Here is a 22,896-nt window from a genome sequence, read left to right as displayed (position 1 = left end):
CGGTCACGGTGCGAGATGATCGAACATCTCCCTCTCTGAAAAAGGAGCAAAAATGGCCCGAATTGTCTCAATCTGTTTCGGACTGATCGCCTATGCAATCTTCGTGGGCACAATTCTTTATGTGATCGGCTTCGTCTTCGGCGCGGTCGTGCCGAAAGACATCGACTCAGGGCCCGCCACGCCAACGCTCGAGGCGGTGATCATCAATCTTCTGCTCTTGTCGCTCTTCGCTCTCCAGCACAGCGTGATGGCCCGCAGGTCATTCAAGCAGTGGTGGACCCGGTTCATTCCAAATGCAATCGAGCGAAGCGTGTATGTCCTTCTCGCCAGTCTGGCCCTGATCTTGCTGGCTTGGCAATGGCGCCCGATTCCCGCGATAGTCTGGAGCGTTGCGGATCCGACCGCCGCCATGGCGCTGCAAGGGCTAACACTGTTCGGCTGGTTCATCGTGCTGTTCGCCAGCTTCCAGATAAACCACTTTGAGCTGTTCGGACTGAAACAGGTGTTCGCAAATCCAGCCGCCAGCGCTGTCGGCTCTCGTTTCAAGACTCCATTTTTGTACAGACTGGTACGCCATCCACTCTATCTAGGCTTCATCATCGCGTTCTGGTCGACGCCAACAATGACGGCTGGGCACTTTCTATTCGCGGCCGTCGCAACAGCCTACATTTTCATTGGCGCCAGCCTGGAGGAGCGCGATCTGATTGCGCTGTTTGGCGATCAGTATCGGCAGTATCGGGAGCGAGTCGCAATGCTGGTGCCCTGGCCTCGCTCCATCAAAGCCGATCGCTATACAACCGAGCCTAACGCCAGCGACCGCTGAAACGACCGAGATATCCGCGACCAAAGCAGAACAAGACGTACCCGCGTCGCTCGATGCGAGAGCCTGCGCGGGTCGTCATTCTCCCTTTATGCTGCCTCCAGACTTGTCCGTAGCGCCCCCCGTGAAGAAACTCTCTTCGAGATCGGATAGGAAAGCATCCACCAGTCGGCCACGATGGCGGAATGCTTTATGGCTTGCACCACTCTTGCTGGCCTCATTGACTCTGCTGACGGATCGTGCAGCCGCGGCGGAACAGGTGGACCCTACGCCGCGGATCGCCATCATTTCGGCATACACCCGCGAATGGCGCGTGCTCAAGAATGCAATGAGCGCGACCCGGACGGAGGTCATAGCGGACGCGACTTACATCGTGGGTCAACTCGAGGGAAAAGATGTCGTTCTCTTCCTCAGCGGCGTGTCAATGGTCAACGCGGCCATGACCACGCAGGGCGCAATTGATCATTTCAAGATCAGGCGCATCGTCTTCTCCGGAATTGCCGGCGGCATCAACCCCAGTCTTTCAGCAGGGGATGTCGTCGTGGCCGACCGCTGGTCTGAATATCTCGAATCCGTCTTTGCCCGGAAAGCCGGGGCCGGCTGGTCGGTACCGAACTGGCTCGGCAAGACGCTGCCGAACTACGGCATGATCTTCCCCCGTGCGGTAGGAATTGCTCATCCGGGAGAGCGCGAGCCGGAAAAGCGCTTCTGGTTTGACGTCGATCCGACCATGCTGGAGACCGCGCGTTCGGTCGCGACGAAAGTCGAGCTGAAGGCCTGCTTAAAGCCGGCTGTCTGCGGAACCACGCGTCCCCGTGTCGTCATTGGAGGCGCCGGCGTCTCCGGCCCGGCGTTCATTGACAATGCCGAATTCCGCAAGTGGATCTATGACACCTTCAAGGCCAACCTCGTCGACAATGAAAGTGCGCCAGTCGCCCACGTGGCCTATTCGAACCACATCCCCTTCATAGCCTTCCGAGGCTTGTCGGATCTGGCCGGCGGCGATGCCGGCGAAAACACGGAGAATGAGCTCGAACACCTGGCTTCGGACAACGCCGCCACCGTGGTCAAAGCATTTCTCCACGCTCTCCCAGCTCAAGAGCCTTCTGAGCGCCGCCCTGGCGAAGCGAGCAAATAACATAGACCTGTAGCTGCGCAGGGAGGAATGCGGGCTCTCGCCAACCATGCGCGAGACGTGCTCGCGGTCTCATCTCATTTTTTTCTCATGACCGCATCATGACTTCGGCATCGCCGACCTTTACCCAGAAGCCAGGCCTGCCGCGCAACGTCGTGGTGGTGATACCTGCAGACCTATCGGGCGCTCTCTGGAGAGCGCCCGCGTGTTGAAGAACAGGGCCGACTACTGGCCCCGATAAGCCTTAATCTTTTCCTCGACCTCTCTCTTCACGGCCTCAAGGTTGAAGCTCGCCGGCGCCTGCATCGGAGGGTAGTCGATGGCCGTTTGCGCCAATTTGGCAACCTCTTGCTGAACAAGCACGAAGCGCCAGAATTCGCGGGCCATGAAATCATTCATGTAACCTCCGCCCATATTGTTCAGGCTTTCGCCGCGGATTGACGGCGTCCGCTCAAACGGGTCTTGGCGGATGTTGACCATGGTCGGCATATCGGTGGTGTCCTTCTCGCCCGGCCACCCGTGTGGCTGCTGGAAGAACTGAAACTTGAAGTTATCGTGGCGAAGCGCACCGAGAAGCGGACCGGCGAAATAGAAGATCTCATGGCGGACGGAGGGACCCTTGCCCGTCAGCAGATCCATCTGATTGTAACCGTCGAGGTGGTTCTTGTAGGTGCGGCCTTCCAGCGTCACGCCCTTGAGAAGCTGGTCGGTAATGTTCGGGTTTCCCGCCGCAGCGGTAAGTGTCGGGAACCAGTCGAGCCCAGAGAAGATTCCATTCTCGACCAACCCCGGCTTGATGCGGCCCGGCCAGCGAATGATGGCCGGCACGCGGAAGCCGCCTTCATAGCTGGTCCCCTTGGTGGCCTTGAACGGGGTCATGCCGCCATCCGGCCAGGTGAACACCTCGGCGCCGTTGTCCGTTGTGAAGATGACAATGGTGTTGTTGGTTTCGCCGATGTCATCGATATGCTTGAGCAGGGCGCCCACGCTGTCGTCGAGCTGCGCCATGCCGGCTTCCTCGAGACCGTAGTTCGTGTCGTTGTTCTGCATCGCGCTGTACTTCTTCGACAGGAACGTCCAGACGTGCATGCGCGTCGTGTTGTGCCAGACGAAGAAAGGTTTGCCGTCGCGCTTGGCCTTATCCATGAAGTCACTGGACGATTTGACCAACACCTCGTCGAAGGTGGTCATGTCGTACTTCGGCTTCAGGAACGGCAGATCATGCATATTCGGGACGTTCGACATGTCGGGGAACGGCGGCAGCGGCCCCTCGTCGACGATCCTTTGCTTGCCGATCTTGCCCCAGCGCGGCATCTCGGTGGGGTCGTCATTATCCGTCGCGTAGCTGTGGATCAGGCTGCGCGGGCCATACTTGTCGTAGTAGTCCTGGTTGGCGGGGAACGAGTACCAGTACGGATCAGACATCGCGTCGAGGTGATATAGATATCCGAAGAATTCGTCGAAGCCGTGCACCGTCGGCAGATATTTGTTGAGATCGCCGAGGTGGTTCTTGCCGAACTGCCCCGTTGCGTAGCCGAGCGATTTGAGCACGGTGGCGAGTGTCACGGCTTGGTCCGGGATGCCAACATCGGCACCGGCCTGACCGACAGTCGTTAGCCCCGTGCGGATTGGTAACTCGCCAGTGATGAAGTTGGCGCGCCCTGCTGTGCAGCTCGCTTCGGCGTAGTAGTCGGTGAACATCATGCCTTCGGACGCCAGCTTGTCGAGGTTTGGCGTCTTGCCGGACATCATTCCGCGGTGATACGCGCCGACGTTGAACCAGCCGACATCGTCTCCCATGATGACAAGAATGTTCGGCGGCCGTTGCTGCTGCGCGGCCGCCGGTGGTGCGGCCGCCACCAACACGGCTGCGAACAGCGCAAGTACGCCGATCCAAAGGGTCCTTCGGATACTCATGACCTGTTCCCTTCCTCGAACTGATGTCGATTGCAATACATAGCACCTCTCGGAGCGCACCGTGCAGCGAGCGCATCCGAGCGAGCCTTCCGCCTCTTGCTCTTCAGCCTATTAAAGGTGGCCTGACCGCGACTATGCACTTCCGGCAGATCGCATCCCGAGGTAGGGCCTCAGTTTGCGGGTATGCGCGTCAAGGTGCCCACCACGGCCTCCGCAGTCTCCAGCGCTCCCTCCACCCATCCCTGGTTGGTCGACCAGGCCTCGCCGACGATGTGCAGCGCCATTCCGGGCACCGGCGCCGCGATTGTCTTCATGAGCTCCCAGCTCTTCACGCCCTGATTCCAGGTGTGCCAGGCGCCACCGTACGGATCTTCTTCCCAGTTCATGAAGCCGACCGACAGCGGTGCTGGCATGGGCTGATCGAGCCCGTGCACGACACCGATCTGGCGGCGGACTTCTGTCGCCACGGGGCCATCAGGATCGAGCACGGTGAATCCGCTGGCGGCCGGCTGCTCCAGGCGCCGCAAGCCGGCCCAGTGATCGAGCTGCGGACGATCGAAATAGCCCATGGTTAGGTGGCCTGTCGCGCCTGCCGGCCGGTCAGGCTCGGTGCCGAAATAATAGATCTGCCGGATCGGCAGGTCGGTCGTCGCCCGTCCGCTGGTCAGACCGAGCGGACGCCACCAGGGCTGCTCATGGGCGACGAAGACCTTGCCAAGCGGCCGCGGCGTCACGGTTGCAAGCAGAGCTGCAACGCGTGGTTCTTTCAACGCGGCGCAGTCGCCGATGAGTTCGATCGCCCGGCGTGGCAGCGCAAGTACGACACGGCGCGCACGAACGGCGCGCGGTCCCTCAGGCGTTGCAAAGACGAGTTCGTGCGGGCCATCGCCTGTCTGGGCCGGACCGCGCAGTGATACCAACCTGTGCTGATGATAAAGGGTGCTGCCTTCGCGCACGATGGCGGCCGCAAGCGCGTTCGGCAAGGCCTGCATGCCGTCCACCAGGGTTTTCTCGGTGGCGCTGTTGGTATACTCGACCACCAGCGACAATGCGTCGGCGGCATTCCAGTTGCTCACGACTGCACTGTAGCCAATCCCCATCTCGATGAACTGCAGCGCCTCATCCGATAGGAATCGGCCAAGCAGATTGCGAAAGCCCCAGTCGATCAATGGAAAGCCGTCGAGAGTGAGCGACTCTTTCATCTTCACCCAGTCATCGGGTGAAAGGTGCTTCATGGAAGGCATCACCCGTTGGACGGCTTTGACGATCAATTCGAACGGATCGAGATAGAGCTCGTCCGGGCGCAGGCTGTAGGGGAGGGGTTGCTTCTTTGCGATGTCGCCGGCACGCCACTGCTTGCCGCGGGAATAGAAGATGCTCTCCGAGTTGCCCGTGGTGAACTCGCGAATCTTCAGATCGAATTTTGCCGCGACCGAGGTGATGAGCGCGTGGCTGGAAAGGAAGCGCATCCCGCCGAATTCTGCGGCGATGCCGGTAGTCCCCGGCATGGTCACGCTGAATAGGCGACCGCCGACGCGCGCGGAGGCTTCGAACACGGCAATGCCGCCGGGAGGCTGGCCGCAACCGAGCAGGCGCCACGCGGCGTAGAGGCCGCCAACCCCGGCGCCGACGATAGCTGTGTTTAAGGTGTCACCGGTTGATCGAGATGGATCGTTGCTGTTCATTGCGGGCATTCCTGTCAAATCGAACGATTACGACGCTGCGCGGCCCCAGATGAGGAGTACGCGAGCGATCAAGCGCGCCCCAAGTCTTCCTCTGTCACTACGACAATATTTCTACGCATCGGAATTCGGCTACCGACGAAACATCGCATCGTCATATCTGAATAACTCCACACCACGCGACTGACCAAGTTCGGGGAAGACAGTCTGGTCCGCGTGTGCCTTCGAGATCAAACCGAACCGGTCAAATGCAATTCGGAGTCCGGCGGACCCTGATGCCCTACACTCGCGCGCCGTGACAATCCGGTCCGGCCGGGGAGCCGAGCTAGAACGCAAGTCACATTGATCCTCAACAGACATTTGGTCAGTCCGCTGAGTTCAGGAAAGATGCAATGTTTCGACCGTAACCGAATTCAGATGGGTAGAAATATTTCCGTAGTGAGAGGGGGAAGATCTGGGGCGAGCCTACGACCCGTAGCTGTGCCGGTAGCAACGCGTGAACACTGGTTCGCTTTACGTTTGGAAGCAAACTCTGGCGACTCCAGGGGCCAGGTCGCTCCTAATGCCGGACATGACAAAAGTTAAAGGTCCTGCGTCCACAATGGCAACAGAGCAGCCGGAACGATTGGCGCAGCGGTCTTGCCGAAAATTCTTGCGTTTATTGAGTTTGATTGCTCGCGCAATCTGTCAGCGTCTGCTTAACGCCCTTCGTGCTCACGCAAATCAGCGAGATTGTTCAACAGGATTGCCAATGTTGGGGTTTCTGTCCCGGCGCCGGAGCGCAACAACCCGATCGCCCTGGTGAAGAGCGCTTCAGCTTCGTCGGTCCGACCCAATTGAAGTAGCAGAAGCGCCTTGTTGTTCATGATGCATGCGAGTGCGGGGCTGTCTTCACCAAGCGCGCTTACCAGAATCCCGTTTGCTTCGTCGTAAAGTCCTTCGGCCTCCTTTGGCCGCCCCATGGCGATATAGAGCGATGCGAGCCGACCGAGACTTCCTGCAACTGCCGGATGACGGGGGCCAAGAGCCTTGCGATAAATCGCGAGCGGGCGTGCGTAGTATTTCTCAGCGTCGTCGAACTTGCGGCGCATTTGATAAACTTCCGCGATGCTGGATAATGTGTCGGCGACAATAACAGCATCCGGCCCCACGACGCGCTCGCAGATTGCGAGTGCCCGTTGAAGGAGCTCTTCCGCGGAGTCGGCGTCCCCCATTATGATGCGTAGCTCAGCGACCGCCTCAAGTGCCGGCACGATAGCGACATTGTCCGGGCCAAACCACTTCTCCTTGATTTCCAGCATTTTCGACGCGTATCCACCAGCCTCCTCGAATTGACGCTGGGCCATCGCGAGACGAGCAAGGTCCGCGTAACTGTCCGCCACCTCGGTATGGTTAGTTCCAAATGTGGACTGGCGAATCGCGAGGGCCCGGCGGAAGAGCCGATCAGCCTCTGCGAACTCCGCACGATCCTGATGGATCATTGCCAGCGGCAACAAGGCTCGCACGACGTAGATGTGGTCAGGGCCAACGGCCTTCTGGTAGATGGCGAGCGGACGGTCAGCAAGTTGTGCCGCATCGGCAAAACGGCCTTGTCTGCGCAAGACCCGTACCAGACTGACCAAGGTGTCGGCAATTTCGTAGTGATCGGGTCTCAGGAGTCTCTCTCGGCCTGCCAGTACCTGGCGCAACATCTGTTCTGCCTCGGGGAAGCGACCGAGACCGTCGAGTGTCAACGCCAAGGCCTGCATGTCACCAAGAGGATGGCGTTCCCCAGATCCAAATGCTGCTTCACGAATGGCGAGAGAGCGCCGAAAGAGGGGCTCCGCTTCGATGTAGCGGCCTTGCCAACGATAGAGGGCACCCAGATGGTACAGACTTTCTCCAATCGCGGGATCGCTGGGCTGGAGTCGCGCTTCGCGGATGGACAGGGCACGACGCAACAGCGGTTCCGCGTCGGCAAAGCGGCTTTGCATGCGGTAGTTCGTTCCGAGGTACACCAAGCATAGCGCGAGGCCAAGTTCATCTCCAGGAGCGTTTTTTTCCTGGATGGCAATGACTCGCTTGTACGTGACTTCAGCCTCGCTGTAGCGCCCCAAATCCTGGTACAACATGCCCAGAGACGCGAGCGCGTGACCCACCTGGAGTTCGTCAGCCGGCCACACTTTCTCCCGCAGCGCGACCGCTCGCTTCATTGCGGTCTCAGCTTTGGAAAAATCCATTTCGTCCCACCATAATTTCCCGAGTTCGAATGCGGCGTAGGCGGCAACAGCTTCGGTGCCGAGGCGATTGTCGGTGACTTCGAGTGCTGCGCTGAAATGCTGTTCTGCTTTGGGCAACTGGCGCTGTAAGACCGCAATAGATCCGAGCAGAGAATGCATCCGTGCCGTGAGCACACTGTAACGTCCGAACACCTGATCGCGAATTTTCAGCGCTCGCTCGGCCGCCCTCCAGGCCTCGTCGTATTTTTGCTGGTCCCTGTAAAAGATCGCGCGCCATTCAAGGACATAGGACGCTTCGAAACTCTGCGGCCCCTGCGCCTGCTCCACAGCCCGCAGGGCCTTCTCATAAAGCGCGTCGGCTTCGGCCGGCTTGTTGGCCTTGGCCAAACCGTCCGCCTGACGAACCAACACGTCGGGTCTGGGCAACAAAGAACTCCGCGGCGCGCTGCCGTTCGGTTCGGTTTCGCCAGCAAATGCAATCGGCGGCCCGGACGCCGTCACAATTGCCATTACGTAGATGAGATGGATCGCAATTCCGCGAGAAGCCTGCAACATAAATGGCAACTCCAATGGTTTCCCATTTTCGTGGGAATTTGAAAATCGCAATCTAGGTGTAATTTATCTGTTGCACAACCGTGTACCAATTCAGCTTTTCGGCGGATAAGGAGAGACCAGCCGCCCTACCTGCGGGCATTCCAGTTAACAGTGTTGCGCTCCATAGCCGTTGGGCTTGCGCGCGTCTGTGATTGTTTCGCTGTTCAAAGCGCAAGGCTGTCTGACTGCGCCCAAGTTCTCGGCCTACCTCCGACAACCGATATGGGATATGGTGAGAGCTGAAGCGCGGTTTAGCTCAGGCCGGACTTGGAAGTGCCTTTGGTGCCGGAAGCTCGTCAGCCTTCCCCCAGCCGACGTGGATGGTGACTGAATCCTTCGACGGCTGCGGGCCAAAAGCGGTCAAGACCCACCTGCACCAATGGCGTCTATGAAGCGGGGAAGTGACAAGCGTAGCCCGTTCGCCCAACGCTGAAATAATACTGTAGCTGGAGAACGGCCATTTCGGCCGCAGACGTTTGCAATTCGCGAATCGCGAGCACCAGGAAAAGCGGCGTCAGGTGAATTCTTTGCGTTTGTTCAGTGTAGCCTGGCGCGGACAACTTTGGTTGAAACGAAGGAGAGCGCCATGACGGCAGATCGATCTGTTGCCGCTGCTGCGGCCAAACTAGGCAAAACCTTCACGGGGCAACTCCTCAAGCCCGCAGATGCAGGCTACGAGGAGGCAAGGAGGGTGCACAACGGGCTGGTGGACAAACGTCCGGCGTTGATCGTGCAATGCCATAACCCGGCAGACGTGACCGAGGCGATCAAGCTTACGCAAGAGCTGGGCCTCGAGGTGGCGGTTCGCGGCGGCGGCCACAATGTGGCAGGACGCGCGACGACCGATGGCGGCGTTATGATCGACTTGGCGCCGATGAAAGCGATTCAGGTCGATCTCAAGAACCAAACGGTCCGCGCGCAGGGCGGGGCGACCTGGGCCGATCTCAATCGGGAGACGCAAAAGCACGGCCTCGCAGTGACGGGCGGCGTTGTCTCGAGCACCGGGGTCGCGGGGCTCACTCTCGGGGGCGGTTTGGGCTGGTTGATGGGCAAGTATGGGCTCGCCCTCGACAATCTTTGCTCCGTCGACCTCGTCGACGCCAAGGGCAAAGCCATGCGGACCGCCAAGGACGAAGAGCCCGACCTGTTTTGGGCCGTGCGCGGAGGAGGCGGCAACTTCGGCGTGGCAACATCATTGGAATATCAGCTCTATCCGATAGGCCCGACTGTCACGGGCGGCTTGCTCGCGTACCCGTATGACCACGCCCGCGATGTGCTGAGATTTTTCCGCGAAAGCACTGCGTCCCTGCCTGATGAACAGACATTGTTCGCCGCCCTCACTCATGCGCCCGATGGCTCCGGCGCCAAGCTGGCGGCGATGGTGACGAGTCACTGTGGTTCGCTTGCCGCCGGCGAAAAGGCGGTATCGCCGCTCAAGCAATTCGGATCTCCGATACTGGATGCGGTTGGTCAGATGACCTACTGCGAACTCAACGGCATGCTCGATGCCGGCTATCCAAAGGGGGCATTCAATTACTGGAAATCGACCTTCCTGAGACAGTTGAGCGATGATGCAATCGACACCATGATCCAGTGCTTCGCGCGCTGTCCGAGTCCGATGGGGCAGCTTCTGCTCGAGCACATCCACGGTGCCGTTGCGCGGGTTGGCGCCCAGGATACCGCCTTCCCGCATCGAGCGAACGGCTACAACTTCATCGTATTGTCTCAATGGACCGAGCCGGCAATCACCGACCAGTGCATCGCCTGGGCGCGTGAGACATATGCGGCGATGGAGTCCTTTGCTGCCGCTGGCCGATATGTGAATTACCTCGGCGACGATGAGCCCGGCGACGCGGTTTCGGCCGCCTATGGGCCAAACTACCGGCGTCTTCAGGAACTGAAGACAAAGTACGATCCGAAAAATTTCTTCCGGATGAACCAGAACATTCGGCCATTGGGCTGAAGCCCGGCCCGGAGGCGGCGAAGTGCCATGTTTGCAACCGCGCCTGGCCTAAAGGGCCAGGCCGGCGGCCCGGGGCCAATGCCGACTATGCCGCTTCCAGCCACTGATCGATTTCTGCGCGCAACAAGCCGACACAGCCATTTGCGACGATTGCGGCTAAAGGCTGGTTGTTCTCGCCAGTGAAGAAAGCTGCGGTCTCGCTGGCCGCCACAATCTTTACGCGACGCGTACCAGCTCATCACGTACAGAGAGCGGCGCGCCGCGCCGCGCTCGGTCATGTCGCGTAGCCTACCTCCCGCCTTGTGAACCATTTCACACTTGCAGCGAGCGCGGTGCGATATCATTTCTTGGAGGGGCCTCGAAACGGGAGGCCGAGATGACAACGTCATCTCACCTTTTGCGATGGTCGACCGAGATGCTGCCGGAGCGCGCGCGGCTCTCCACGTTCCGCGAGGAGTTTGCGCGGCAGAACCTCGCCCTGGACGTGATAGATCACAGCGGCGGGCGACCGCGTATCGACGTCACCTACCTGCCGCTCGGCGCGGTTGGCGTTTGTAGCGTTGCCGCCACGCCGGTGGAGTTTATTCGTCACAAACTCCACCTCAAGGATAGCCGTGACCAATTCGGACTGAACATCGTCGAGACCGGACCGGTCCGATTTGCAACTGCTGGCCAGGAACGTGTCTATGATGCCGGCTCCGCTTGTTTGATTGACCGCGGAAGGCCGCTGCGAGTATTTGGGCCGCGTGGCGCCAGAGTCAGATACGTAGTCGTGCAGGCTGCCGCCCTCAGGTCTCTGGTTGCGCAGCCGGAAGATCTATCGGGTCGGCCGGTGCGTCCTGGACCCGCGCTTAGACTCCTCGACCGCTACCTGCGGTCGCTCGCATCCCTCAAAGAACCTCCGTCATCAGAACTGGCCTCCACCATCGGCGTACATCTGCTCGATCTCGTGGCCGCGACGCTCGGGCCGACCGCCGAAGCTGCAAACATCATTACGGACCGTGGTGCGAAGGCAGCCAGGCTGCAGGCAATCCTGGCTGAGATCGCGCAACGATTCAGCGATCCCAATTTCGATCTGGACAATGTCGCCGCTGCGCTCGGCATGTCGCGGCGATACGTGCAAAAACTGCTCGAGGGGACCGGGAAGTCGTTCACCGAGCATCTTGCAGGATGCCGGCTTGAGCGTGCCTTCGCGATGTTGACTGACCCGCACCATCTGCATTTGGCCATCATCGATATCGCGTTTGCAGTCGGCTTTGGTGACGTTTCTCATTTCAATCGCACGTTCCGCCGGTACTTCGGCGAGACGCCATCAGGAGTGCGCGCCGCATCGACCCATGCGGAAGCAGAAGTGATCCTGCGACCCCTCACAGTGCGCGGGCGAGGCCGCCGCGCACTTCGCGCCACATCTGCGTTTGTGAATAGCTGAAACCCGGGACGACAGTTGGGCTAGAGCGCGATGACTTTTCTTCGAAACGTCATCCCGCTCCATCTTTAGGTTGGGGCATGGTCTCCGCGCAAACGCTTCGCGTTTGTCGCGAGGGAAAGCCGGTACCCACTTTTCCGGGATTATGCTCTAGTACCCCCGCCCACGGTCGACCACGTTCTCCAGCGCACCGCCGGCTTCGAAGCGCTCGATCTGCTGCGCGACATATTTCGAGATCTCGTCCGGGTCGGTATCGGCCGCATTGTGCGGCGTCAGCACCACCTTCGGATGGCTCCAGAACGGGCTCGCCTGTGGCAGCGGTTCGGTCTCGAAGACGTCGAGCGAGGCAGCGCCCAGCGTGCCGTCGTCAAGCGCGCGCAGGATGTCGGCCTCATCCTGTAGTCCGCCGCGGCCGGCATTGATCAGGACCGGCGCGCCCATCGGGCTGTTGCGGTTCAGTTTGGCAAAGACGTCGCGGTTGAGGATGTGCCGCGTGTCCGGCGTCAGCGGCAGCAGGCAGACCAGGATGTTGGTCTCTCGCAGGAAGGCGCCGAGCTGTTCTGTCCCGGCAAAGCATTCGATGCCATCGACCTGCTTGGCGCTGCGGCTCCAGCCGACCACGCGGAAGCCGATCCGCGCGAGCACCTCTGCCGCGTTGGCCCCCAGCGTACCCATTCCCATGATGCCGACCGTGATTGCGCCTGCGGCCCATTGATACCGCGGCGCCCAGAGCCTCTCGCGCTGCGACTCGCGCAAGTACAGTTCCTGGCGGTGATGCATCAGCACATGCAGCGTCACATATTCCGTCATCCGGCCGGTGAGGTCGGAGACCGCGACACGGACCAGCGGCACGTCTGGCAGGGAGGCATCCGCCATCAGCGCGTCGACGCCGGCGCCGAGATTGAAGATCACGCGCAAATTCGCAAACGCCGCAAGCTCGCCCGGTCGCGGCTTCCAGACCGCGGCGTACTGCACCTCGGAACGATCGATACTTGCATCGGGCAGCACCAGCACACGCCTGTTACGGCAGACCTCGTCGAACCGGGCCTTCCATCGCACCGGCGACCAGTTTTCGGTGCCGCCATGCACCAGCAGCGCCAGCGCGCCTTTCGCCATTTTCGCACCCCAAATTATCAGCGTGACCTTCATCACATATCGGATAGAACCGGTCGCATACTCTCCTGCCACCAATCAAGCGGAGACTTTGAGATGCGCAAATTGATCCTGATTTCCGCGGAAGCTGCCGCCTCGCGTCATTGCGAGCGGAGCGAAGCAATCCATCTCGCCACTTGTGGAGGCACGGATTGCTTCGCTCCGCTCGCAATGACGGAGGGGTGCGGAACCCACTTCTTCTCCTCTCGAAATTTCTTCTAAGCCTTGTCGGCTGCGGGCATAATCGTTCGTCTTCAACACAACGGAGATGCCTGACGCATGCTGTATGCCATCCTTTGCTATCACGACGAGGACATGGTCGGTTCCTGGACCAAGGAACAGGACGCGACCGTCATGAAGAAACTTGCCGTCGTGCAGGAGAAGCTGGCCCAGCAGGGCCGGCTTGGGCCGGTGGCGCGGCTGTTGCCGACCACGGCGGCCACCACGCTGCGCAAGGACGATCCGCCGCTCGTGCTGGACGGTCCTTTTGCCGAGACCAAGGAGCAACTGCTCGGCTTCTATGTCGTCGACTGCAAGAATCTCGACGAGGCGCTCGACGTCGCGCGCGACCTCGGCGCGGCCAATCCGGGCGGCGCCTATGAGATCCGCCCCGTGGGGGTTTTCAATCCCGGGAGGGTTCAGACGTGACCGATACCGCCTGGATCGATGCCGCGCTGACCTCGGCGCGACCCCAGGCGGTCGGCGCGCTGCTCCGCTATTTCCGCGATCTCGATCGGGCGGAGGAGGCGTACCAGAACGCCTGCCTGCGCGCGCTCAAGAGCTGGCCGCAGAACGGCCCGCCGCGCGATCCCGCGGCGTGGCTGATTATGGTCGGCCGCAATGTCGGGATCGACGATATCAGGCGCAGCCGCAAGCAGGAGGCGCTGCCGGATGACGACCAGGCGATCTCCGACCTCGACGACGCCGAGGACGCACTCGCCGAGCGGCTCGATGGCTCGCATTACCGCGACGACATCCTGCGGCTGTTGTTCATCTGCTGCCATCCCGACCTGCCGCCGACGCAGCAGATCGCGCTGGCGCTGCGCATCGTCTCCGGCCTTTCGGTGAAGCAGATCGCGCGCGCCTTCCTGGTCAGCGAAGCGGCGATGGAGCAGCGCATCACCCGCGCCAAGGCGCGCGTCGCCGAGGCGGAAGTGCCGTTCGAAGCGCCGGGCGCGGCCGAACGCAGCGAGCGCCTCGCTTCCGTCGCGGCGATGATCTACCTGATCTTCAACGAGGGCTATTCGGCGAGCGGCGACACCGCAGAGATTCGCAGCCCCCTCTGCGAAGAGGCGATCCGGCTGGCGCGGCTGTTGCTGCGCTTGTTCCAGAGCGAGCCCGAGATCATGGGGCTCACCGCGCTGTTGTTGTTGCAGCACGCCCGCGCCGCGGCGCGGTTCGATACTGATGGCGCCGTGATCCTGCTTGAGGACCAGGACCGCCGCCTGTGGAACCAGACCTTGATCGCCGAGGGGCTGGCGCTGATCGACAAGGCGATGCGCCATCGCCGCAGCGGGCCCTACCAGGTGCAGGCCGCGATCTCCGCATTGCATGCACGCGCCGAGAAGCCCGAAGACACCGACTGGCTACAGATCGAACTGCTCTACGGCGCGCTCGAGATCATGCAGCCCTCGCCGGTGGTGACGCTGAACCGCGCGGTGGCGGTATCAAAGGTGCGCGGACCGGAAGCGGCGCTCGAGATGATCGATCCGCTCGCCCAGCGGCTGCAGAACTATTTCCACTTCTATGGGGTCCGCGGCGCCTTCCTGATGCAGCTCGGCCGCAACGAGGAGGCGCGCGTCGCCTTCGACCGCGCGATTGCGCTCGCCAACACCACCGCGGAGGCCGCCCACATCCGCATGCATCTCGACCGCCTGATCCGCGACAGCCAGCCGCGTGGCGCCAAGTCTTCGAAGAAATAAAAGCCTTCGAAGAAATAAAAACCTTCGAAGAAATAAAAGTCTTCGAAGAAATAATTCTGCGATCTTTGTCGGATACGGGCTTCGAAGTTCGTCCAGAGGGCATGATCCGGCCATGCTTGGACAACAAGATCGTCGACGGCGACAGTGGCATCAACCCAAGGAGCGAGCGATGCAAGTCAATCCCTATCTGTTCTACAGCGGCAACTGCGAAGCAGCGCTGAAATATTATGAGAAGGTGCTCGGCGCGAAGATCGAGGCGATGCTCACCCATGAGCAGGCGCCGGAATCGATGCCGGTCGCGCTCGACTGGAAGAAGAAGATCATGCACGCCAAGATCACGATCGACGGCGAGATCCTCATGGCCTCCGATTCGCCGCCGGAATATTTCCACCAGCCGCAGGGCTTCGCGGTCTCTCTGACGGTCGAGGACCCAGCCGACGGCGAACGCAAGTTCAAGGCGCTCGCTGAAGGCGGCACCGTGACCATGGCCTTCACGCCGACCTTCTGGGCCAAGGGTTTTGGCATGTGCGTCGATCAGTTCGGCATCCCCTGGATGGTGAACTGCCCGGCGGAGGGGATGTAATCGACGCTGCGGCCGTAGGGTGGGCAAAGCGAAGCGTGCCCACCATTACGAGCGGAGTGCCTGATGGTGGGCGCGGCGCAAGCGCGCCTTTGCCCACCCTAACGCGATCCCGTTCATCGGCACCGCGGATAGATCGCCGAGAGGTCGCGCCCGCGCAGCAGCAGAAGCCGCGACGTCAATCCGCCGTGGCTTACGATCCAGCCACGCACCGGCCCCGGATAGGCCTCGAGCACCGCCTCGGAGGCCTCCGGCTCGGCATAGAAGCGGCCGCGTCCGTCGACCGAACGCGCGGCATGGAAGCCGAGCACGGCACGCCGCGTCACGCAGATGCGATCGTTCGGAACCATCGAAAGCACCAGCGTGCAGGCCGACAGGCAGGGCCCGTCGATCACCACGCGCTCGCCGGAGGCGCGCACGCGCGCGAACAATTCGATGAAGGGCTCGACCTCTCCGCCCGGGCTTGCCAGGATGCGGACCTCGGCGCGCGCGAACGAACTTACTGCGAGCAGCGCCGCTGCGATCAAAGCCGCCTTGATCACCGCCCTTGACGTCGCTCTTGGCATCCGCGGGCTCCCTGATCTCCTCGTCCCCGTCGCATATTTAACGGCGTCGCATGCGGCAAGATTTTGTCATGCGCGCGCCCGCCTTGGGCAAGTCGCGACAGAAGGCGCGGACATCGTCTAAACTGGCGACTGCATGCGATTCCTTCGCATGATGCTGCTCGCCGCAAGGCTGGCCCAGGCTTCAAGATGAACATCGAAACCAATCTGTGGCTGATCCGGCACGCCCCTGTCGATGGGCCGAAAGGGGTCATTCATGGCCCGGACGCGCCGGCCGACCTCGGCAATCAGGCGGCCCTTGCCGCGCTGAAGGCAAGGCTGCCGCAGGGCGCGTTTGCGGTCTGCAGCCCGGCGCGCCGCACGCGGGAGACCGCGGCGGCGCTCGGGCTCGCAGCGGCCGAGAACGCCGCCTTTCGTGAACAGGATTTCGGCGCCTGGACCGGGCGGCGCCACAACGATCTCGTGGCCGAACTCGGCGACGCCTATCATGCGTTCTGGCGATCGCCGGCGAGCAATCGGCCGCCCGGCGGCGAAAGCTTTGCCGAGCAGATCGCGCGCGCGAGAGAGGGGCTTGCATCGCTGCCGGCGGGCGATGCCGTGTTGGTCGTGCACTCCGGCACGATCCGCGCAGTGCTCGCGATCGCGCTCGACCTACAGGCGGAGAACGCCCTGCGCTTCGTGATCGATCCGCTGTCGCTCACCCGGATCGATCGCCTGGCCGATGGCTGGCGCGTCATCGCGGTCAACCAGCGCTAAGACGTGTCTCTAGCCGTTCCGCCCTTGTCCGCGCAGCGTCGGCAATCCGATGCCGGCGGCATCGAAACCGCCGTCGACGGCGAGGATCTGCCCGGTGATGTAGCTTGCGCGTTCGCTGCTGAGGAAGAAGATCGCTTCCGCCAGTTCCTCTTCGAGACCGTAGCGGTTGAGCGGGATCGCGTCGTGATAGTCCGCGCGGATGGCCGCCGTATGCACCGCTTTCGCCATCGCGGTGTCGACCGGGCCCGGCGCCACCGCATTGACGCGGATGCCGAGCGAGGCGAGCTCGACCGCAAGCTGCTTGGTCAGATGCGCGAGCCCCGCCTTGCTGGTGCCGTAGGCCGAGCGCAGCGTCGAGGCGCGCACCGCCGAGATCGAGGTGATGTTGACGATGGCGCCGCCGCCATGCTCGCGCATCAGCGGCGCGGCAGCCTTGGCGCAGAGGAACGGTCCGGTGAGGTTCACCGCCAGGATCCGGCTCCAGTCCGCGTCCGACGTCTCGAGCAGCGGCGCGAACACCGCAACCCCGGCATTGTTGACGAGCGCATCGAGCCGGCCGAAGCGTTTTTCCACCGCGGCAACTGCCGCCGCGACAGCAGCGGCGTCGGAGACGTCGCAAGGCAGCGCCAGCGTGTTCTCGGCCTGCTTGAGGCTCGCGACCGCATCGTTCAGCAATTCGCGCTCGATATCCAATAGCGCGACGGGCCAGCCCTCGGCGAGGAATCGCCTGGCGGTGGCAAGCCCGATGCCGCGCGCCGCCCCGGTGACGAGCGCGACCTTCTGCGAAGATGAAGTCATGAAAGTTCCGATGTTTTCCGATATCGGTTCCTGTTGCGCCGTCTACCCGGCGAAAGCAAGGTCTGCGGCCGCGAAATAAATCCGCCGGCGATGTCGGGCGCCCTGAGCCCTGCTTCGTCTTCCCTGTGTGGCGGCACATCCGGCCGCCGGCAACAGGAGTTTCCATGTCGCTCACGCTGCATTATCACCCGCTGGCGTCGTTCTGCTGGAAGGTGCTCATCGCCCTCTATGAGAACGACATCCCATTCGCGCCCAATCTGGTCGACCTCTCCAATCCCGCCGAGCGCGCGGCGCTGTTGAAACTGTCGCCGATCGGGCGATTTCCGGTGCTGCAGGACCATGCGCGGAACCAGGTCGTGCCGGAATCCAGCGTCATCATCGACTATCTCGACCGCCATTATCCCGGCCGCACCAGGTTCATTCCGCCTGACGCCGATCTCGCCTGGCACACCAGGCTGCGTGAGCGCTTCTACGATCTCTATCTGCACCTGCCGATGCAGAAGATTGTCGGCGACCGGCTGCGGCCCGCCGACAGCAAGGACCCGTTTGGTGTCGAGGAGGCGAGGGCGCAGTTGCGCGCCTCCTACCGCATCATCGACGAGCAGTTGGCGCCCGGCGGCTGGGCGGCGGGCGAGGCGTTTACGCTTGCCGATTGCGCCGCCGCGCCGTCTTTGTTCTATGGCAACATGATGGTGCCGTTCGGCGACCAGCACGAGAATCTGCACGCCTATTTCGAGCGCCTGAAGGCGCGCCCGTCCTTCGCGCGGGTGATGAAGGAGGCGGAGCCCTATTTCAAGATGGTCCCGAAGGAGAGCTGAATGTCGTCCACCGACAAAGCCGGGATCATTCGCGCGATCTTCGCCGCCTATCTGGAGAACGACCGCCAGCGCGTCGAGGCGGCCTTCACCGACGACTTCCATTTCACCAGCCCCTATGACGACAATCTGGACAAGCCGACCTATTTCGCCCGCTGCTGGCGAGATAGCGACTGGATCGCGAGCCATGAGCTGGAACGGATCTTCGTCGAAGGCGACAAGGCCTTCGTGACCTATCGCTGTATGGCCAGGGACGGAAAGAACTTTCGCAATACCGAGTTCTTTGCCTTCGACGGCGACAAGGTGAAGCGCATCGACGTCTATTTCGGCGCGACCTATCAGGATGGCAAACTCGTCAAGCAGGGCGCGTAGGGTGGGCACGCCACCCGCGCCCAATTGCTGCAATTACCTCCAGAATAATTTTGCAGGACCTGTCGGTGCGGCAAGACCCGGTTCGTCTTATCTGCGAGTGCCTGAAGACAAGTGACCAATCAGTGACCCCCTAACGGAGCGCGAGACGATGCGATTCATGGTGATAGTGAAGGCCAGCCGTGACACCGAAGCCGGCGTGATGCCCTCGACGGAACTTTTGGCCGCGATGGGCGCCTTCAACGAGGAGATGGTCAAGGCCGGCATCATGCAGGCCGGCGAGGGCCTGCATCCAAGTGCGAAGGGCGCGCGGGTCGGCTATGGCGGCGGGCAGCCCCGCGTCAGCCACGGACCTTTCAGCTTGAGCAACGATCTCGTCGCCGGCTTCTGGCTGATCGAGACCAAATCGCTCGATGAAGCGATCGACTGGATGAAGCGTGCCCCGTTCGAGGACGGCGAGATCGAGATCCGGCAGGTTTTCTCCACTGAGGATTTCGGCGAAGCATTGACCCCCGAACTGCGCGAGCAGGAAGAGCGCCTGCGCGCCCAGGTTGCCCGAAACTAGTCGCTTCTCTCTCCGTCCGTCATTCCGGGGCGCACGAAGTGCGAACCCGGAATCCATTTCTCCGCTTGCGTATGTGGCCTGATGGATTCCGGGCTCATCGCTACGCGATGCCCCGGAATGACGACGGAGAGAATGACGCTCCCCCCAACCACAAGGAACCACCCATGCGATTCATGATGCTGATGATCCCGCTCGGCTACGAGACCGCGCCGCCGAAGATCGACCTCGACCCGGAACGCGTCGCCGCGATGATGAAATACAACCAGGCGCTGAAGGATGCCGGCGTCCTGATCGCGCTGGACGGGCTGCATCCGCCGTCGGCGGGCGCCCGCGTCTCCTTCGCCACTGGCAAGCCCGTGGTCACCGACGGACCCTTCACCGAATCGAAGGAAGTGCTCGGCGGCTACTGGATGATCAACGTGGCCTCGCGTGCGGAGGCGATCGAGTGGGCCAAGCAATGTCCGGCCAGCGAGAACGAGATCATCGAGATCCGCCAGGTGCAGGAAATGTCCGATTTCTCGGAGGAAGTGCAGAAGGCAGCCGCCGGCTTCGATGAACTGCAGCGGGCTTCGGCACACCGTTAAGCTGCGAACCAACCGTCAATTCAACGCAAGGGAGAAGCACATGAGCAGCAACGATACATTCCTCGCCGTCTATCTCGGCAGCATGAACGGCGCGCGAATGGCGGCCTGGCACGCGCTGCCGGAGGCCGAGCGGCGCGCCAAGGAGCAGCAGGGGATGGCGGCGTGGGGCGCCTGGGTCGAAAAGCACCAGGGCGTGATCGTCGAGATGGGCGGCCCGCTCGGCAAGACCAAGAAGGTCGACGCGAACGGCATCGCAGACATCACCAATCAGTTGACCGGGTTCACCGTGGTGCGTGCCGCCTCGCAGGAGGCCGCCGCCAAGATGTTCGAGAACCACCCGCATTTCGCAATCTTCCCCGGCGATTCCGTGGAGATCATGCCGGTGCTTCCGATCCCGGGCCGTTAATCTCGCCGTCAGCCCCGTAGCCCGGGTGAAGCGCCAGCGTAACCCGGGGCCGCTCGCGAATGCGGACACAGCCGTCCCGGGTTGCGCTCCGCTCCACCCGGGCTACGAACTCGGGCAAGCGCGGCGCCGTTAATCTTGATGAACGGCGCGCCCCGGCGCTAGTGACCTTTGCATCCGGCTCATGTAAGACCTTTTCACATGAGCTGGCGCAAGGATACGCGCCGCGGCGAGCGCGGCTATCATCACGGCAATCTGAAGGAAGCGCTGCTGCAGGCGGCGCTCGACCTGATCACGCAGAAGGGGCCGGCCGGCTTCACTTTCGCTGATGCCGCGCGCATGGCCGGCGTCAGCCCCGCCGCACCCTATCGGCATTTCCGCGACCGCGACGAACTGCTGTCGAGCATCGCCCAGCGCGGCTTCGAACAGTTCGAACAGCTCCTGACGCAGGCCTGGGACGACGGCCGTCCTGATACGATCACCGCGTTCGAGCGCGTCGGCAAGGCCTACCTCGCCTTCGCCCGCGAGGAGCCGGCGTTCTATTCCGCGATGTTCGAATCCGGCGTTCCCGTCGAAACCACGCCCGCTTTGATGGCAGCGAGCGAACGCGCGTTTGCAGTCATTCGTGCCGCTGCCGAGCGGCTCGCGGCTTTGGCCCCGCCCGGCATGCCGCGTCCGCCGGCGATGATGATGGCGCTGCACATCTGGGCGATGTCGCATGGTGTCGCTTCGCTGTTCGGCCGCGGCGACGCCGCGCGTCGCAAATTGCCGATGACGCCGGAAGAACTGCTGGAAGCCGAAGTGCTGATCTATCTGCGCGGTCTCGGCTTCCCCACCGAGCGCACGCCCGAGCCGGTGGACGAAAAGCCTGCCGGTCCGTGGGGAAAACCGAAATAAAATTGCCGGAATAATTTTGTCGCACCCCTGTGGGGTCGGCTTGACTTTCGGATTGGATCGGCCAAGTATGTTAATGTTATTTACATTCACAACGGCGTGATGCCGTGATGGAGACGGAAATGGCCTACACCGCAGATGTCAATCGATGGCGCGGCCCCGTGGAAGAACCCTACCGCCCACGCATGTTTGAAAGCCCGTGGCACCCCGGCTGGATCGCGGTGACCATCCTCGGCTTCATCATCTGGTGGCCGATCGGGCTCGCCCTTCTCTTTTACACACTCGGGAGCAGAAAAATGGGTTGCTGGAGTCACAACGATCGCGATCGCTGGCAGAACAAGATGGAGCGGATGCAATACAAGATGGATCGCATGCGCGACCACATGGAGCGCCGCGGCTTCGGCTTTGGCTTCGGTCCGCCCTCCAGCGGCAATCGTGCCTTCGACGAATACCGTGCCGAGACGCTGCAGCGGCTCGAAGAGGAGCAGAAGGAGTTCAAGGAATTCCTGAGCCGCCTGCGTCACGCCAAGGACAAGGAAGAGTTCGACGCTTTCATGAACCAGCATCGCCAGCGTCCGACTCCGCCGAACGACCAGCCCCCGCCGCAGCAGGGCTAAGTCGTAAGGTCCAAAGCTAGCCTTCAGGCGATGTGCCCCCATAAAACCTGATGGCCCTGAGCCGCCCGTTTGCGAAAGCAGACGGGCGGTTTGGTTTTGTGATCGGCGGCACCCAGCTATAATAAACAGAGACGCCAGGCCCGGCGGTGACGGCGAGGTGAACGCATGGTCACAGATGCAATGGTATCGGCGGACGCGCTGTGGCAGTTGATCCGCGGCGAGTCGGAGGTCGCAGCTTCCGATCCGCCCTTGCGCGGTTCGTCTGCGGCGATTCTCGGTCATCCTGATCTCGGGCATGCCGTCGCCTTCGTGATCGGACAACGGCTGGGCACGGGCAATGACCGTCGGGCGCTGTTGACGCGCATCGCCAGCGAGGCCTTTCACGCCGAACCCGATCTCGTGGAAGCGGCAACCCGTGACCTGCAAGGCATCATCCGCCGCGATCCCGCGACACGAGGATTTCTTCCGCCACTGTTGAACTTCAAGGGCTACGTCGCGCTGCAGGCCTGGCGCGTCTCGCACTGGCTCTGGTGCCGCGGCCGTACCGACCTCGCGCTCCTGATGCAAAGCCAATCCTCCGAGCGGCTCCAGGTCAGCATCCATCCGTCGGCCTCGATCGGAACGTCGGTGTTCCTGGATCATGCCACCGGCATCATCGTGGGCGCATTCGCCTCGATCGGTGACGAGGTCACCATGCTGCAGAATGTCACTATCGGACGACAGCAGGCCGATCCCGACGCCGCGCCCCGGATCGGTCGCGGTGTCTTCATCGGCGCCGGGGCGACCATCATCGGGGATGTGAGCGTCGGCGATTTTGCCAAGATCGGTGCGGGCTCGGTGGTGCTCGCTGACGTCCCGCCCGGATGCACCGCGGTCGGCGTGACCGCGCGGCTGACCAATTGTCCTGATGTAAGCAGGACGACACCGTCATTGCGAGGAGCGTAAGCGACGAAGCAATCCACGCCTCCACAAGCGGCAAGATGAATTGCTTCGCTTGCGCTCGCAATGACGACGTCGTCCCGAGCTTGCGCGCCGCGGCGGAGCCTTGGCGTAGCCGGGACCCGGGACCCATATGTGGACGGCCCCCGTGGCACAAGAGCTTTTGAGGTGATCGGATCGCTG

22 protein-coding genes are annotated in these 22,896 nt (G+C 62.0%); 16 read left to right on the top strand and 6 right to left on the bottom strand.

All coding sequences use genetic code 11. From position 1 onward, the window contains the following. The first annotated feature begins 52 nt into the window (after window positions 1-52). Window positions 53-823, top strand: a complete 771-nt coding sequence (gene mddA, locus AAFX91_RS08115; RefSeq protein WP_394566105.1) for a methanethiol S-methyltransferase — start codon at window positions 53-55, stop codon at window positions 821-823. Between the two features lie 205 nt (window positions 824-1,028). Then, window positions 1,029-1,958, top strand: coding sequence for a 5'-methylthioadenosine/S-adenosylhomocysteine nucleosidase (locus tag AAFX91_RS08110; RefSeq protein ID WP_245476366.1), 930 nt, complete (start codon window positions 1,029-1,031; stop codon window positions 1,956-1,958). A 222-nt stretch (window positions 1,959-2,180) separates the two neighbouring features. On the opposite strand, the gene AAFX91_RS08105 is transcribed toward AAFX91_RS08110, so the two are convergent. The 3 genes from AAFX91_RS08105 to AAFX91_RS08095 form a co-directional block, all read right to left on the bottom strand. After that, window positions 2,181-3,872: an arylsulfatase gene (locus AAFX91_RS08105; RefSeq protein ID WP_130580171.1), complete on the bottom strand. Its 1,692-nt coding sequence runs from the start codon at window positions 3,870-3,872 to the stop codon at window positions 2,181-2,183. A 170-nt stretch (window positions 3,873-4,042) separates the two neighbouring features. Further along, a complete protein-coding gene (locus AAFX91_RS08100; protein ID WP_394566104.1) occupies window positions 4,043-5,557 on the bottom strand; it encodes a flavin monoamine oxidase family protein in 1,515 nt (504 codons plus the stop codon). A gap of 695 nt (window positions 5,558-6,252) precedes the next feature. Continuing rightward, complete coding sequence (locus AAFX91_RS08095) at window positions 6,253-8,328, bottom strand: tetratricopeptide repeat protein (RefSeq protein ID WP_394566103.1); 2,076 nt, start codon at window positions 8,326-8,328, stop codon at window positions 6,253-6,255. Between the two features lie 625 nt (window positions 8,329-8,953). On the opposite strand from AAFX91_RS08095, the gene AAFX91_RS08090 reads away from it, so the two are divergent. Together AAFX91_RS08090 and AAFX91_RS08085 are read left to right on the top strand one after the other, a co-directional pair. Further along, complete coding sequence (locus AAFX91_RS08090; RefSeq protein ID WP_394566102.1) at window positions 8,954-10,330, top strand: FAD-binding oxidoreductase; 1,377 nt, start codon at window positions 8,954-8,956, stop codon at window positions 10,328-10,330. A 376-nt stretch (window positions 10,331-10,706) separates the two neighbouring features. Next, on the top strand, window positions 10,707-11,759 hold the full coding sequence (locus AAFX91_RS08085) for an AraC family transcriptional regulator (RefSeq protein WP_394566101.1): 1,053 nt from the start codon (window positions 10,707-10,709) through the stop codon (window positions 11,757-11,759). 147 nt (window positions 11,760-11,906) lie between these two features. Here the strand turns inward: AAFX91_RS08085 and AAFX91_RS08080 are convergent, their stop codons facing one another. Further along, on the bottom strand, window positions 11,907-12,872 hold the full coding sequence (locus tag AAFX91_RS08080; protein ID WP_394566100.1) for a 2-hydroxyacid dehydrogenase: 966 nt from the start codon (window positions 12,870-12,872) through the stop codon (window positions 11,907-11,909). A 315-nt stretch (window positions 12,873-13,187) separates the two neighbouring features. Here AAFX91_RS08080 and AAFX91_RS08075 point away from each other — a divergent pair, with 315 nt between their 5' ends. From AAFX91_RS08075 to AAFX91_RS08065, 3 genes are all read left to right on the top strand, one after another. Further along, window positions 13,188-13,556, top strand: coding sequence for a YciI family protein (locus AAFX91_RS08075; RefSeq protein ID WP_394566099.1), 369 nt, complete (start codon window positions 13,188-13,190; stop codon window positions 13,554-13,556). After that, window positions 13,553-14,830: an RNA polymerase sigma factor gene (locus AAFX91_RS08070; protein WP_394566098.1), complete on the top strand. Its 1,278-nt coding sequence runs from the start codon at window positions 13,553-13,555 to the stop codon at window positions 14,828-14,830. Before AAFX91_RS08075 ends, AAFX91_RS08070 begins: the two co-directional genes overlap by 4 nt. Window positions 14,831-14,999: 169 nt before the next feature. Next, the gene (locus tag AAFX91_RS08065; RefSeq protein ID WP_394566097.1) at window positions 15,000-15,413 is read left to right on the top strand and encodes a VOC family protein; all 414 of its coding nucleotides are present in this window, start codon (window positions 15,000-15,002) and stop codon (window positions 15,411-15,413) included. Between the two features lie 113 nt (window positions 15,414-15,526). Here AAFX91_RS08065 and AAFX91_RS08060 read toward each other — a convergent pair whose 3' ends face one another. Next, window positions 15,527-15,976, bottom strand: a complete 450-nt coding sequence (locus tag AAFX91_RS08060; protein WP_130580162.1) for a hypothetical protein — start codon at window positions 15,974-15,976, stop codon at window positions 15,527-15,529. 186 nt (window positions 15,977-16,162) lie between these two features. On the opposite strand from AAFX91_RS08060, the gene AAFX91_RS08055 reads away from it, so the two are divergent. Further along, entirely contained in the window at window positions 16,163-16,729 is a 567-nt protein-coding gene (locus AAFX91_RS08055) for a histidine phosphatase family protein (protein WP_394566096.1), read from the top strand. A gap of 9 nt (window positions 16,730-16,738) precedes the next feature. On the opposite strand, the gene AAFX91_RS08050 is transcribed toward AAFX91_RS08055, so the two are convergent. Next, window positions 16,739-17,527 (bottom strand): SDR family NAD(P)-dependent oxidoreductase, encoded by a 789-nt coding sequence (locus AAFX91_RS08050; protein ID WP_394566095.1) that lies wholly within the window; start codon window positions 17,525-17,527, stop codon window positions 16,739-16,741. Between the two features lie 164 nt (window positions 17,528-17,691). Between AAFX91_RS08050 and AAFX91_RS08045 the strand changes: the two genes are divergently transcribed. The 8 genes from AAFX91_RS08045 (at window position 17,692) to AAFX91_RS08010 (ending at window position 22,719) form a co-directional block, all read left to right on the top strand. After that, window positions 17,692-18,345: a glutathione S-transferase family protein gene (locus AAFX91_RS08045; RefSeq protein WP_394566094.1), complete on the top strand. Its 654-nt coding sequence runs from the start codon at window positions 17,692-17,694 to the stop codon at window positions 18,343-18,345. Next, window positions 18,346-18,714, top strand: a complete 369-nt coding sequence (locus AAFX91_RS08040; protein WP_394566093.1) for a nuclear transport factor 2 family protein — start codon at window positions 18,346-18,348, stop codon at window positions 18,712-18,714. Window positions 18,715-18,862: 148 nt separating this feature from the next. Continuing rightward, the gene (locus AAFX91_RS08035; protein WP_394566092.1) at window positions 18,863-19,276 is read left to right on the top strand and encodes a YciI family protein; all 414 of its coding nucleotides are present in this window, start codon (window positions 18,863-18,865) and stop codon (window positions 19,274-19,276) included. A gap of 164 nt (window positions 19,277-19,440) precedes the next feature. After that, window positions 19,441-19,860, top strand: a complete 420-nt coding sequence (locus AAFX91_RS08030; protein ID WP_394566091.1) for a YciI family protein — start codon at window positions 19,441-19,443, stop codon at window positions 19,858-19,860. A 40-nt stretch (window positions 19,861-19,900) separates the two neighbouring features. Beyond that, window positions 19,901-20,266: a YciI family protein gene (locus AAFX91_RS08025; RefSeq protein ID WP_394566090.1), complete on the top strand. Its 366-nt coding sequence runs from the start codon at window positions 19,901-19,903 to the stop codon at window positions 20,264-20,266. 198 nt (window positions 20,267-20,464) lie between these two features. Continuing rightward, window positions 20,465-21,160 (top strand): TetR/AcrR family transcriptional regulator, encoded by a 696-nt coding sequence (locus tag AAFX91_RS08020; RefSeq protein WP_130580154.1) that lies wholly within the window; start codon window positions 20,465-20,467, stop codon window positions 21,158-21,160. 119 nt (window positions 21,161-21,279) lie between these two features. Beyond that, window positions 21,280-21,774, top strand: a complete 495-nt coding sequence (locus tag AAFX91_RS08015; RefSeq protein WP_394566089.1) for a DUF2852 domain-containing protein — start codon at window positions 21,280-21,282, stop codon at window positions 21,772-21,774. A gap of 165 nt (window positions 21,775-21,939) precedes the next feature. Next, the gene (locus AAFX91_RS08010; protein ID WP_394566088.1) at window positions 21,940-22,719 is read left to right on the top strand and encodes a serine acetyltransferase; all 780 of its coding nucleotides are present in this window, start codon (window positions 21,940-21,942) and stop codon (window positions 22,717-22,719) included. Window positions 22,720-22,896 lie beyond the last annotated feature (177 nt).

The organism is Bradyrhizobium sp. 31Argb, assembly GCF_043638955.1.
Taxonomy (GTDB): Bacteria; Pseudomonadota; Alphaproteobacteria; order Rhizobiales; family Xanthobacteraceae; genus Bradyrhizobium.
This window is presented reverse-complemented; position numbering and strand designations above follow the sequence as displayed.

What these genes read in the sequence shown, in the direction of transcription:
- mddA (WP_394566105.1), top strand. Translation starts at nt 53, where the DNA reads ATGGCCCGAATTGTCTCAATCTGTTTCGGACTGATCGCCTATGCAATC.
- AAFX91_RS08105 (WP_130580171.1), bottom strand. Translation starts at nt 3,872, where the DNA reads ATGAGTATCCGAAGGACCCTTTGGATCGGCGTACTTGCGCTGTTCGCA.
- AAFX91_RS08100 (WP_394566104.1), bottom strand. Translation starts at nt 5,557, where the DNA reads ATGAACAGCAACGATCCATCTCGATCAACCGGTGACACCTTAAACACA.
- AAFX91_RS08095 (WP_394566103.1), bottom strand. Translation starts at nt 8,328, where the DNA reads ATGTTGCAGGCTTCTCGCGGAATTGCGATCCATCTCATCTACGTAATG.
- AAFX91_RS08090 (WP_394566102.1), top strand. Translation starts at nt 8,954, where the DNA reads ATGACGGCAGATCGATCTGTTGCCGCTGCTGCGGCCAAACTAGGCAAA.
- AAFX91_RS08085 (WP_394566101.1), top strand. Translation starts at nt 10,707, where the DNA reads ATGACAACGTCATCTCACCTTTTGCGATGGTCGACCGAGATGCTGCCG.
- AAFX91_RS08080 (WP_394566100.1), bottom strand. Translation starts at nt 12,872, where the DNA reads ATGGCGAAAGGCGCGCTGGCGCTGCTGGTGCATGGCGGCACCGAAAAC.
- AAFX91_RS08075 (WP_394566099.1), top strand. Translation starts at nt 13,188, where the DNA reads ATGCTGTATGCCATCCTTTGCTATCACGACGAGGACATGGTCGGTTCC.
- AAFX91_RS08065 (WP_394566097.1), top strand. Translation starts at nt 15,000, where the DNA reads ATGCAAGTCAATCCCTATCTGTTCTACAGCGGCAACTGCGAAGCAGCG.
- AAFX91_RS08060 (WP_130580162.1), bottom strand. Translation starts at nt 15,976, where the DNA reads ATGCCAAGAGCGACGTCAAGGGCGGTGATCAAGGCGGCTTTGATCGCA.
- AAFX91_RS08055 (WP_394566096.1), top strand. Translation starts at nt 16,163, where the DNA reads ATGAACATCGAAACCAATCTGTGGCTGATCCGGCACGCCCCTGTCGAT.
- AAFX91_RS08050 (WP_394566095.1), bottom strand. Translation starts at nt 17,527, where the DNA reads ATGACTTCATCTTCGCAGAAGGTCGCGCTCGTCACCGGGGCGGCGCGC.
- AAFX91_RS08045 (WP_394566094.1), top strand. Translation starts at nt 17,692, where the DNA reads ATGTCGCTCACGCTGCATTATCACCCGCTGGCGTCGTTCTGCTGGAAG.
- AAFX91_RS08040 (WP_394566093.1), top strand. Translation starts at nt 18,346, where the DNA reads ATGTCGTCCACCGACAAAGCCGGGATCATTCGCGCGATCTTCGCCGCC.
- AAFX91_RS08035 (WP_394566092.1), top strand. Translation starts at nt 18,863, where the DNA reads ATGCGATTCATGGTGATAGTGAAGGCCAGCCGTGACACCGAAGCCGGC.
- AAFX91_RS08030 (WP_394566091.1), top strand. Translation starts at nt 19,441, where the DNA reads ATGCGATTCATGATGCTGATGATCCCGCTCGGCTACGAGACCGCGCCG.
- AAFX91_RS08025 (WP_394566090.1), top strand. Translation starts at nt 19,901, where the DNA reads ATGAGCAGCAACGATACATTCCTCGCCGTCTATCTCGGCAGCATGAAC.
- AAFX91_RS08020 (WP_130580154.1), top strand. Translation starts at nt 20,465, where the DNA reads ATGAGCTGGCGCAAGGATACGCGCCGCGGCGAGCGCGGCTATCATCAC.
- AAFX91_RS08015 (WP_394566089.1), top strand. Translation starts at nt 21,280, where the DNA reads ATGGCCTACACCGCAGATGTCAATCGATGGCGCGGCCCCGTGGAAGAA.
- AAFX91_RS08010 (WP_394566088.1), top strand. Translation starts at nt 21,940, where the DNA reads ATGGTCACAGATGCAATGGTATCGGCGGACGCGCTGTGGCAGTTGATC.